The following is an 11,858-nucleotide window of genomic DNA, read 5'->3' as shown; positions in this document are numbered from 1 at the left end:
AAAAATATATTTAATTCATAAAAACAGATACTATCAATATTATTTTCAATGATTTCTTTAATCTTTTTCGTGACTTATTTTTACTTAAACAGGTTAAATTTCGTATTTTAATACAAATAAAAATCAATTCTGCAATCCTAAAAACTATTAGGCTAAATTAAAATTTTATACCAATCTAACTTCAAGATGCGAGTGATATCTCCCCGCGAAGCGGGGAGATATCAGGTTTCATATCGTATTGTAAATGGCAACTTGAAGTTTAATGCGTATAACTTGCCCACACCATTGATGTGAGTCAGTGGATCCGTTACATACACTCTTGCACTCTAGTGCCTATTATGTCTGATAGCCTTGAAATGAAAATTCCCCACCCGACTTGCATTTAATTTACAAAATTATATTATATAAAAAAATAAAATGTTAAGGTGAGTGTCATAATGAAAGCAAATTACCCTTCACAACAAGCAATGCGTGAAGCTGCCGCAGGAGCGGCAGATGTGTTACGCGTTCTTTCCAACGATGACCGCTTGTTATTGATGTGCCAAATCAGTCAAGGAGAAACTTCTGTCGGACAACTTGAAGAAGCCGTAGGTATCCGCCAGCCAACGCTGTCTCAACAGCTTGGTGTTATGCGGCGGTTGAATCTGGTGCAGACGCGACGGGAAGGAAAACAGATCTTCTATCGTATTGAAGACGAACGCATTCTGACGTTACTTCATACTCTCTATACCTTGTATTGTCCGAAACCGAAAATGACAGGAGATTAGGATGAGCCTTAATTTTGCCCAGTTTACACCAGGGCTGAGCTTTAGTGGGGGAATACTAATTGGCCTAGCGGCAATTATGCTGGTGTTGTTTTGTGGTCGCATTGCTGGCATCAGCGGTATTCTCGGCGGATTATTGCAACGTAAAAAAAATGATCGCTCATGGCGGGTGGCATTTCTCGCAGGCATAATTATTGCTCCCGTGCTCTATGACTTACTACATCCATTACCTGAAATCACAGTTACAGCATCCTGGCCTGCCATCATTATCGCTGGCCTTTTGGTAGGAATGGGAACACATATTGGTTCCGGTTGTACCAGCGGACATGGCGTATGTGGGATCTCTCGCCTCTCCTTACGTTCGTTAGTTGCCACCCTGATCTTTATGGTTGTGGGATTTGTGACAACGACAGTGTTGAATTACTGGTTCTTGTGAGGTGAAAAATGATGGGAATATTTTCTTTTCTGTCTGGTGTTATTTTTGGCCTAGGGTTAATTATTAGTGGCATGGCAAACCCAGCTAAAGTTTTGGGCTTTCTGGATCTGGCACATCCGTGGGATCCATCTCTGGCATTTGTGATGATGGGAGCTATTCTTGTCGGTCTGATAGGTTTCATGCTGGCTAAACGTCGTCAGAATGCACTTTGTGGCACACCGATGATATTACCTGACCGGCGTCAAATAGACTGGCGTTTGATAGGGGGAAGCGCACTTTTTGGCCTAGGATGGGGAATTGCAGGAATTTGTCCTGGACCAGGGTTAGTCCTGCTGGGTGCAGGCCATGCAAAAGGATTCGCCTTTATGCTGGCAATGAGTGTCGGAATGTGGTTAGTGGAGCGTAAAAATAACACTCCTGATAAAGGATTACCAATTTAAAGGAAAAGATATGTGCGAACTAACTAATTCGTAGGAAAATTGTTTTTTATAGATAAATAAAAAGCACAATTCAATAAAGAAAGACCCAACCAACAATGACTGGGTCTTTAAAATCATCTCTTTATACCAATCTAACTTCAAGTTGCAGCTTGAAAATCAATGTGATTATTTATATCTCCCCCGCTACGCGGGGAGATATAAGACACATCTTGAAAGGCGATTGGTATAGCTTATTATTTATAGAGCAGTTTTCGCCAACTGGACAATATCAATTAGCGGTTGTGGCCAAACACCAAGGATCAATACCAGTAATGCACTGAGCAACACTACAATCCCGCCAGAAGTAAACGCCCAATTGCGTGGTGTATCACGGTTCAGTGCTTTCGGTGCTGGCAAGTACAAGCTCACCATCACGCGTAGATAGTAGTAAAGACCGATGGCACTACCCACAACAACAGCACCAGTCAGCCACCACAATTTTGCTTCAACACCTGTCGCGATGACATAAAATTTGCCAATGAAGCCAAATGTTAATGGTATTCCCGCCAATGACAGCATCATCACTGTCATTACCGCTGACAGAATCGGTTTATGCCAGAACAAGCCACGATATGAGAACAGTGAATCCGCATCTGGCCCTCTGTATGGGCTGGACATCAAGCTGACCACACCAAATGCCCCGATACTGGCGAACAAATAACCGACCAGATAAATACCTGCCGTCTCTTCTGCCAACGTATGATCTTTGATGGCAACCAATACCACCAGCAAATATCCCAAATGAGCAATGGATGAATAGCCCAGCAGTCGTTTGATATTGCTTTGTGTCAAGGCCAATAAGTTACCAAACAGGATAGATGCAATAGCAATCACTGTTAGCAGAATACGTAAGGTTGTGCTTTCAGCCACGGGTGCTTCAATGAATAAACGCATGATCACTGCGAAGATCGCAACCTTACTTGCCGTTGCCAGAAAGGTCGATACCGGTGCCGGTGCGCCTTGATAAACATCCGGTGTCCATAGTTGGAAAGGCACAAGGGAAAGTTTAAAGCCCAGCCCTACGATCATCATCCCCAAGCCAGCCAGAACTAACGGTTCATGCAGTTTGCTATCGCTCAAACTTTTTCCAAGTGATGCGAAAGACAAATCACCGGATTCTGCATACAGTAACGCAATACCAAACAACAGGAATGAAGATGCGGCCGCAGACAACAACATATATTTAATGCCCGCTTCCAACGAACGTTTCTGGCGATAGGCATAACCCACTAAGCCAAACAGCGGCAAGGTGATCAATTCAATTCCGATAAACAGTGATGCCATATGGTTGGCAGAAGAAAGCAGAATTCCCCCAGCCGCCGCAATCAACACCAACAGATAAAACTCTTCTTTATTATCGGGATAATTTTCCAACCATGAGTAGGCAAATGTCGTTGTTGCAAGGCTCGCAATCAGCACAAGCGCAGTATAGAACATTGCAAAACGATCTACATGAATCAATGGCGTGACATCCATTGGCTCCTGCTGCCCCACAAAATAGAGTGAGAACAGGGCCAGGTTTAGACCAATCACCGTCAAGGTGACATTGGTGAAATGATCGCGTCGCCACGCAATGGACAACATCACAACCACTACCGTCAATCCGACGATCAATAGCGGCAACAGTGCGATCAATTGTTCAGAAGTTATTGTCATGGCGAATTACGGCCTTGTAGTTAAAAGTGAAGCTGAATACCAATTCTGGATGTTACCCATTGCTGCGGCTGAGGTATCAAGAATTGGCTGCGGGTAAACCCCTAAAATCACCAGCAAGACAACCAACAGCAGCAAAATGGAAATTTCACGCACATCCATTCTCTGTAAGGGTTTATCAGTTTTTGCCGTACCGTAATAAGCTTTCTGCATCAAGTACAGTGCGTAAACGGAGGCAAAAACTAAACCGAACACGGATACCGTAGTCACCAGGGTAAATTGACTGAAGCTGCCGAACAGGATCATAAATTCCCCAACAAAGTTACCGGTTCCTGGCATACCTAATGTGGCTACGGCAAAAAATAGGGATATCGCCGGCAAAAGCTGAATTCTTCCCCACAATCCACCCATTTGGCGCATGTCCCTGGTATGCAAGCGTTCATAAAGCTGACCACACAGAATGAACAAACCCGCGGCTGACAGGCCATGTGCAATCATTTGGATCACCGCTCCCTGATAAGCCAATTGGCTACCTGTGTAAATGGCGATAAGCACAAAACCCATATGGGAAACACTGGTATAGGCAATCAAACGTTTGATATCAGTCTGACTGAATGCCATCCAGGCACCGTAGAAAATACCAATAACGCCCAGCCACATGGCAATCGGGGCAAATTCCGCAGAAGCTTGCGGGAACAGAGGCAAACTGAAACGCAACAAACCATAAGCCGCCGTCTTCAGCAAAATCCCTGCAAGGTCAACTGAACCTGCCGTTGGAGCCTGGCTATGAGCATCCGGCAACCAGCCATGTAAAGGAACAACCGGCATTTTCACCGCGAATGCAATGAAGAAACCCAGCATTAGCAGGTATTGAACGGTGTGTGACATCGGCGTATCCAACAGTTTTTCATAGTTGAATGTCCATTCGCCAGTTGCATCATGGTGAATGAAAGCCAGTGCCAGAATCGAAATCAGCATCACCAAACCGCTGGCTTGGGTATAGATGAAGAATTTCGTTGCCGCAGTGATACGGGTTTTACCTTCTGAGCCTCTGTGCCCCCACAGGGCAATCAGGAAGTACATCGGTACTAACATCACTTCCCAGAAGAAAAAGAACAAGAACAGGTCGATGGCAAGGAAAACCCCCATCACACCACCCAATATCCACAGCAGGTTCAGGTGGAAGAAGCCTTGGTATGGCTGGTTTTCATTCCACGAACAGAGGATTGCCATCAAACCCAGTAATGCAGTCAACACGACCATCAGCAAGGATAAACCATCCAGTGCCAGATGAATGCTAATGCCGAAACGTGGGATCCACTGAAGCAAGAATTCGGATTGCCACTGTGGTATGCCCTGTGGGTTGGTGAGTGTATAACCGCCCTGTAACCACAGGTACAGGGAGAGTAACAGCGTCAGACCCATCGCCAGAAGCGCTATCCAACGCGGCATACGGGTGCCGAAGCGCTCGGCCTGCCAACACAACAGGCCTCCGATGAAGGGCAGAAGAATTAGCCAAGGTAGTAGCATGGCGCAATGTGTCCCTTAATTAAACCAAAAGCAGCAGAGCTAAAACCAGCACTGCACCCAACCCCATAGAGGTAGCATACCAACGGACTTGTCCGTTCTCACTCCAACGTAGCCCTTTATTGCCCCAACGTGACAATATGGCTGGAATGTTCATCAGTGAGTTCAAAGGATCACTTTGCAACAGGCGAGTGATGCCCTTGAATGGTTTCACAAATACCCAGTCATATAGCGCGTCAAATCCCCAGGCATGGAACCACCATGTGGAGAAGAAACGCCCTGGGGCGCTGTTCGCCGTGGCATTAACCACACCACGTTTGCCCAGATACAACGCAGCCGCCAGCAAGATACCGACAATAGCAACCACACCAGAAATAATTTCCAATGTCATTTTGCCATCATGCCCTGTCGCGCTGTTTCCTGATAGAACACTCTCAGGTAAGACTCCCGCCAGCGGTGGCACAATTAGCGCGCCCACAAAAGTGGACAACACCAACAATATTGACAATGGCAAAGTGTGTGTAATGCCCTTGACTGGATGAGCATGGGTATTTTCTTCACCGTGGAACACGATAAAGATCATGCGGAAGGTATACAGTGATGTCATCAATGCCCCAATCAGCCCCGCCAGCATCAGGTTCATATGACCATTTGCCAACGCACCCCACAGGATTTCATCCTTACTGTAGAAACCGGCCGTCAGTAATGGCAGTGCCGACAACGCAGAGCCACCCACCAAGAAGCAGAGATAAACAAATGGGATACGCTTGCTCAGCCCGCCCATTTTGAAGATATTTTGCTCATGATGGCAGGCCAGAATCACCGAACCAGAAGCCAGGAACAGTAATGCTTTGAAGAATGCATGGGTCATCAGGTGAAAAATCGCGGCATCCCACGCCTGTACACCTAATGCCAAAAACATGTAGCCAATCTGGCTCATGGTGGAATAAGCTAGCACCCGTTTGATATCTGTCTGTACCAATGCGGCGAAACCTGCCAGCAGCAAGGTGATCGCACCAATAATACCGACCAAATGTAAGATATCAGGCGCCATCAAAAACAATGCATGGCTACGGGCAATCAGATAAACCCCAGCAGTAACCATTGTAGCGGCGTGGATCAACGCAGAAACAGGTGTCGGACCGGCCATCGCATCTGCTAACCAGGTTTGCAATGGTAACTGAGCGGATTTACCGACAGCACCACCCAGAATCATCAAGGTTGCCCAGGTGATCGCGCTAGAGCCTACTTCAATATGTTGTGGCGCCAATACCGCCAATTCGCGGAAACTCAACGTACCAAGCTGGTCGTAAAGGATAAACATACCAATGGCAAGGAATACGTCACCAACACGGGTCACAATAAAGGCTTTCATTGCCGCCGCGCCATTGGCAGGGTTTTTGTAGTAGAAGCCGATCAACAGGTAACTGCACAGGCCGACGCCTTCCCAACCGAGATACATCAGTAGTATGTTATCTGCCAGTACCAATACCACCATACTGGCGATAAACAGGTTGGTATAGGCGAAGAATCGGGAGTATCCCTCTTCACCGCGCATGTACCAGGAAGCGTAAATGTGGATCAGGAAACCAACGCCAGTCACAACACTCAGCATTGTCAGTGACAGACCATCCAGCACCAGATTAATCGGGATGCTGAAATTATCCACTGCCATCCAGTTCCACAGCGTCTGGCTGTAAACCAGCCCCCCTGCCCCATTCTGGGTAAGAAAATCAATCGCTACCCAGAAGGTAACCAATGCTGCCAGCCCAACAGAACCACTCCCAACGGTAGCTGACAAATTTTCAGACCAGCGGCCACGGGAAAATGCCAATAGCAAAAATCCCAGCAGTGGCAGCAGAATTGTTAAATAGAGTAAGTTCATCCGCGCATCTCACTGACTGTATCAATATTCAGGTTTTGGCGACGACGGTGCAACTGTAGTAACAGTGCCAAACCGATACTCGCCTCGGCGGCTGCCAGCGTAATGGCCAGAATGTACATCACCTGACCATCAGGCTGGAGCCAATAGCTGCCAGCAACGACAAACGCTAGCGCTGAAGCATTGATCATGATTTCCAACCCGATCAGCATAAATAACAGATTGCGGCGAATAACCAGGCAGGTAAAGCCTAATGTAAACAAAATAGCCGCCAAGATGAGGCCATGGTGTAACGCTATCATTATTGTTGGTCCTCCGCACGATTGCTGATCACTTCCCCTTGCCGATTTTCACGGCCGATGTGGTAAGCCACTACCAATCCTGCCAATAACAGCAAAGAGGCCAGCTCGACCACCAATACATAAGGGCCAAACAAGCTAATCCCCACTTCTTTGGCACTGACGACTTCACCACTGATTTCAGCAGATGACAGGGTACTGATGGCGTAAACCAACACAATCAACAGCACGATAGACAGGAGTGACGGGCCAATCCAGGCACGGGGTTGTAACCAGCGCCGTTCCTGCTCGACAACTGATTTTCCCAGATTCAGCATCATCACGACGAAGACGAACAACACCATAATTGCGCCCGCGTAAACGATGATCTCCAAAGCACCAGCAAAATAGGCGCCCATTGAAAAAAACACAACGGACAGGGCTAATAAGGAAATAATCAGATACAACAGTGCATGTACCGGATGCGTATGGGTTACTACCCTGAGTGTTGCGAGAATCGCAACCAGCCCTGCGACATAAAATGTAAATTCCATGAATATCGCTCCTTACGGCAACAGGCTTTTAACGTCGATAGGCTTAGCCTCATTGTCGGCTTCACCTTTATCCTTGCCGTCAATTGCCATACCTGTCTTACGGTAAAAGTTATAGTCAGGATATTTACCTGGCCCTGAAATCAGCAGATCTTCTTTCTCGTATACCAGATCCTGACGCTTGTATTCACCCAGTTCAAAATCCGGTGTCAACTGAATAGCGGTAGTTGGGCACGCTTCTTCACACAGGCCGCAGAAAATGCAACGCGAAAAATTGACGCGGAAAAATTCAGGATACCAGCGCCCATCCTTATGCTCTGCTTTTTGCAGTGAAATACATCCCACCGGACACACCGCTGCACACAAGTTACACGCAACACAACGCTCTTCACCGTCAGGATCACGCGTCAGAACGATGCGCCCACGGTAACGGGGTGGCAGATAAACCGGCTCTTCCGGATACATTTTTGTTTCGCGTTTATGGAAGGCATGAAGCCCTATCATCCAAATACTGCGTACCTGGGTGGCAAAACCGACCACTAATTCTTTCAATGTCATGGTTCAATCACCCCCTTTATTGAGCGTTGTATAAAATAACTGCGGCTGTCGCTAGCATATTCAGTAACGTTAACGGCAGACAAACTTTCCAGCCAAACGACATCACCTGGTCATAACGAGGACGTGGCAAGGCAGCGCGGATCAAAATGAACATCATCATGAAAAATGCTGTTTTCAGCGCAAACCAGACGAATGGAGGCAAGAGAGGTCCATTCCAGCCACCAAAGAACAGCGTGACGATCAAAGCAGATACCGTCACAATCGCGATATATTCTCCGACAAAAAACAGACCGAATTTCATGCCGGAATATTCGATGTGATAGCCATCGGCCAGTTCTTGCTCGGCTTCCGGTTGGTCAAAGGGATGGCGGTGGCATACCGCGACACCCGCAATAGCAAAAGTCAAGAAGCCAAAGAATTGAGGAATGACATTCCATACATGTTGCTGTGAGTTGACGATATCCACCATGTTAAAGGAGCCAGCTTGTGCCACAACGCCCATCATGGACATACCGAGGAAAACTTCATAACTCAATGTCTGTGCTGATGCACGCATCGCACCCAGCAAGGCATATTTGTTGTTACTCGCCCACCCCGCAAACAGCACGGAATAAACCGCCAAGCCCGCCATCATCATGAAGAATAAGATACCAATATTCAGATCTGCGACCATCCATGTCGGGCTGACTGGCACGATCGCAAAGGCCAAGAGCATTGAGCTGAATGCAATGACAGGAGCCAAAGTGAAAATGGCTCTGTCAGAAAAACGTGGTGCCCAGTCTTCCTTAAAGAACATTTTGATCATGTCTGCGACAAGCTGCAATGAACCGCCCCAACCGACTCGGTTTGGCCCATAACGATTTTGAAACAGGCCAAGGATACGGCGTTCAAAGAAACTCATGAATGCCCCGCAGATCACCACGACCAGTAGGATGACAACCGCTTTCAGTACAGTAATCAGGATTTCAATGACATCGGGAGTCAACCAGCTCATTATGCAACCTCCCGTAAGTTATGGACTGATTTGCCTGCCAGAACTGGCGGTATACCTGACATTCCCAGAGGCAAGCCAATTTGCCCTTGGGCCAGATTACCACTCAAGCGCACGGCCAAACGCAGTTGCTGCCCTTCACAATCAAATGTCATCACAGCGCCTTCTTTCACCTTCAAATGCTCCGCATCTTTATGATTAATCATCACATACGGCTCAGGCATACGTTCCTGTACTACATCAGAACGTTGTGACAGCTCTTCACTGCCAAACAAGTGGAAATAGGGCGCAACATGCCATTGATCTTTTTGCGCAGTAAATGCGGTCGGGATAGCGTCAAAATAGTTCAACCCACCATCAACCGTTTCAATCAAACGAACCCCTGGATCACCAAAGCGCAGCTTGCCCCCCACTTCAGCCTGGAATTTATTCCACGCTTGCGGTGAGTTCCAGCCTGGTGCCCATGCAAATGGAATTTGCTGACGTGGTGCATATGGGCTGTTGTTCCCTTCCATTGAGAAAGCAAATGCAGTATCGATATCCTGTGGCTGACGCTGCTCATGGACACTGACATCAGCCAACATCGCGGTACGGCCACTATAACGATGAGGTGAACGCGCCAATTTTTGCCCACGAATACGGAATGTCGCATCTGGTGCCGCATCTACGATGCCTTTGAATTGCGGCATCACTTTGACACAAGCTGCAATCACGTGATCAAGCTGTGTCCAATCGGTTTGACACTGTGTATAGGTGGTATACAGGGAATGCATCCAGCGCCAGCTTTCTAACATAACGATGGATTTATCATAAAATGCAGGTTCGTAAACCTGGAAATAGCGTTGAGCACGGCCTTCTTGATTCACCAACGTACCATCGCTTTCAGCAAAACTGGAAGCTGACAGAATCAAATGCGCCTTATCCATAATGGCGGTGCGTTGGTGATCCACGACAATCAGATTTTTCAAACTATCCAGTGCCCGATCAATTTTATCCGCCGGTGCATGACGATAGAGATCGTTTTCCATGACGATAGCGGTATCTGAATCCCCTTTAGCGATACGCTGTAAAGCAGCATCTAATGGCTGCGCCTCCATCATCGCCAATCCCAAGCTATTCGCATATGCGGCAACATAGGAAAGCCCCACATCCGCACCTTTATCTTTCAAGGCCCATGCGATATTGGCCGCAGCCTGAATCAAGGCATCACTGCCTGGATTACTGCCACTGATGATCAAGGGTTTTTTCGCATCACGCAATGCATGTGCAATGATTTCCACTTTCGATTTCAGCTCATCCGGCAGATCATTAACGGCAGGAGCGATATTGTTCAGGGCATGTGCCACGGCAAAACCCAGGCGAGCCTGATCATCAGTAGGTGCACGGTAGCTCCATGCGGCAATATCATCCAGTCGGGTTTCATCGACACTGGTCAAGAAAAGAGGATATTTGGCATGTTGGCCAATATTCATCACAGCTGCAATCTGCCAGTCTGCCACTTTCTGAGCAGCCGCCATTTCACGCGCTTTGCCTTTCACTGCCTGACGCACAGATAACGCCATACGGGCAGCTGTTTGGGTCAGGTCTTCCCCTAACACCAGCACCGCATCATAATCTTCAATTTCACGCAGCGATGGCGTATAAACCCCACCTTGCTGCAGAATTTCTAACATCGTATCAAGGCGATGTTGTTCTTCCGCTGAAATACCACTGTAAAAGTTTTCCGCACCAACCAATTCACGCAAGGCAAAGTTACTTTCAATGCTGGCACGCGGTGAACCGATGCCAATAGCATTTTTCGCCTGACGCAAAATATCTGCGCCTCCTTGCATAACTTGCTCAGCATTCAATGAAATCCACTGATCGCCACGCAATTGTTGTGGCTGGCGAGGACGATCGTCACGGTTAACATAACCATAACCGAAACGCCCGCGGTCACACATAAAGTAGTGGTTGACTGTGCCGTTATAACGATTTTCTATCCGGCGCAATTCACCGTAGCGTTCCCCTGGGCTAGTATTACAACCAATACTGCACTGTTGGCAGATGCTTGGCGCAAACTGCATGTCCCATTTACGGTTGTAGCGTTCTGAATGTGTTTTGTCGGTAAATACCCCGGTTGGGCAAATTTCAACCAGGTTACCGGAAAATTCACTTTCCAATGTGCCACTTTCAGGACGACCAAAATAGACGTTGTCATGGGCACCATAAACACCAAAATCCGTTCCATCCGCATAATCTTTGTAGTAACGGACACAACGGTAACAGGCGATGCAACGGTTCATTTCATGAGCAATGAATGGCCCCAATTCCTGATTTTTGTGAGTACGTTTGGTAAAACGGTATTTTCGGAATGAATGCCCCGTCATCACTGTCATATCCTGTAAATGACAGTTACCCCCTTCCTCACAAACTGGACAGTCGTGGGGATGGTTGGTCATTAACCATTCCACAACACTGGCACGGAACTGTTTAGCTTCTTCATCATCAATGGAAATATACGTGCCATCTGACGCTGGTGTCATGCAAGACATCACCAAACGCCCGCGTGTATCTTCCGCATTTTGATATTGCTTCACCGCACACTGGCGGCAAGCGCCAACGCTTCCCAGCGCTGGATGCCAGCAAAAATAAGGTATATCAAGCCCCAATGAGAGGCAGGCTTGTAACAGGTTATCAGCCCCGTTTACATCATATTCTTTGCCGTCTACATGTATCGTAGCCATAGTCAGCATGCTT

11 protein-coding genes are annotated in these 11,858 nt (G+C 47.4%); 3 read left to right on the top strand and 8 right to left on the bottom strand.

What is annotated here, in order from left to right:
• Positions 1–437: 437 nt before the first annotated feature.
• The 3 genes from WDV74_RS05585 to WDV74_RS05575 are packed head-to-tail and all read left to right on the top strand — an operon-like array spanning position 438 to position 1,640.
• Entirely contained in the window at positions 438–767 is a 330-nt protein-coding gene (locus WDV74_RS05585) for a metalloregulator ArsR/SmtB family transcription factor (protein WP_338885063.1), read from the top strand.
• Between the two features lies 1 nt (position 768).
• On the top strand, positions 769–1,200 hold the full coding sequence (locus WDV74_RS05580; RefSeq protein ID WP_338885062.1) for a YeeE/YedE family protein: 432 nt from the start codon (positions 769–771) through the stop codon (positions 1,198–1,200).
• A gap of 8 nt (positions 1,201–1,208) precedes the next feature.
• Positions 1,209–1,640, top strand: coding sequence for a YeeE/YedE family protein (locus WDV74_RS05575; protein ID WP_338885061.1), 432 nt, complete (start codon positions 1,209–1,211; stop codon positions 1,638–1,640).
• A gap of 237 nt (positions 1,641–1,877) precedes the next feature.
• Here WDV74_RS05575 and nuoN read toward each other — a convergent pair whose 3' ends face one another.
• The 8 genes from nuoN to nuoG are packed head-to-tail and all read right to left on the bottom strand — an operon-like array spanning position 1,878 to position 11,845.
• Positions 1,878–3,335 (bottom strand): NADH-quinone oxidoreductase subunit NuoN, encoded by a 1,458-nt coding sequence (gene nuoN / locus WDV74_RS05570; RefSeq protein ID WP_189759291.1) that lies wholly within the window; start codon positions 3,333–3,335, stop codon positions 1,878–1,880.
• Between the two features lie 6 nt (positions 3,336–3,341).
• The gene (nuoM, locus tag WDV74_RS05565; protein ID WP_189759292.1) at positions 3,342–4,862 is read right to left on the bottom strand and encodes an NADH-quinone oxidoreductase subunit M; all 1,521 of its coding nucleotides are present in this window, start codon (positions 4,860–4,862) and stop codon (positions 3,342–3,344) included.
• A 19-nt stretch (positions 4,863–4,881) separates the two neighbouring features.
• On the bottom strand, positions 4,882–6,744 hold the full coding sequence (nuoL, locus tag WDV74_RS05560; RefSeq protein WP_338885060.1) for an NADH-quinone oxidoreductase subunit L: 1,863 nt from the start codon (positions 6,742–6,744) through the stop codon (positions 4,882–4,884).
• Complete coding sequence (gene nuoK / locus WDV74_RS05555; RefSeq protein WP_189759294.1) at positions 6,741–7,043, bottom strand: NADH-quinone oxidoreductase subunit NuoK; 303 nt, start codon at positions 7,041–7,043, stop codon at positions 6,741–6,743. The genes nuoL and nuoK overlap by 4 nt, the downstream gene beginning before the upstream one ends.
• Positions 7,043–7,573, bottom strand: coding sequence for an NADH-quinone oxidoreductase subunit J (gene nuoJ, locus WDV74_RS05550; protein ID WP_189759295.1), 531 nt, complete (start codon positions 7,571–7,573; stop codon positions 7,043–7,045). The genes nuoK and nuoJ overlap by 1 nt, the downstream gene beginning before the upstream one ends.
• A gap of 12 nt (positions 7,574–7,585) precedes the next feature.
• Positions 7,586–8,128 (bottom strand): NADH-quinone oxidoreductase subunit NuoI, encoded by a 543-nt coding sequence (gene nuoI, locus WDV74_RS05545; RefSeq protein WP_189759296.1) that lies wholly within the window; start codon positions 8,126–8,128, stop codon positions 7,586–7,588.
• Positions 8,129–8,144: 16 nt separating this feature from the next.
• Complete coding sequence (gene nuoH, locus WDV74_RS05540; protein WP_189759297.1) at positions 8,145–9,122, bottom strand: NADH-quinone oxidoreductase subunit NuoH; 978 nt, start codon at positions 9,120–9,122, stop codon at positions 8,145–8,147.
• A complete protein-coding gene (gene nuoG / locus WDV74_RS05535; protein ID WP_338885059.1) occupies positions 9,122–11,845 on the bottom strand; it encodes an NADH-quinone oxidoreductase subunit NuoG in 2,724 nt (907 codons plus the stop codon). Before nuoG ends, nuoH begins: the two co-directional genes overlap by 1 nt.
• Positions 11,846–11,858: the final 13 nt, after the last annotated feature.

It is taken from the genome of Xenorhabdus sp. TH1 (genome assembly GCF_037260955.1).
GTDB lineage: Bacteria > Pseudomonadota > Gammaproteobacteria > Enterobacterales > Enterobacteriaceae > Xenorhabdus > Xenorhabdus griffiniae.
This window is presented reverse-complemented; position numbering and strand designations above follow the sequence as displayed.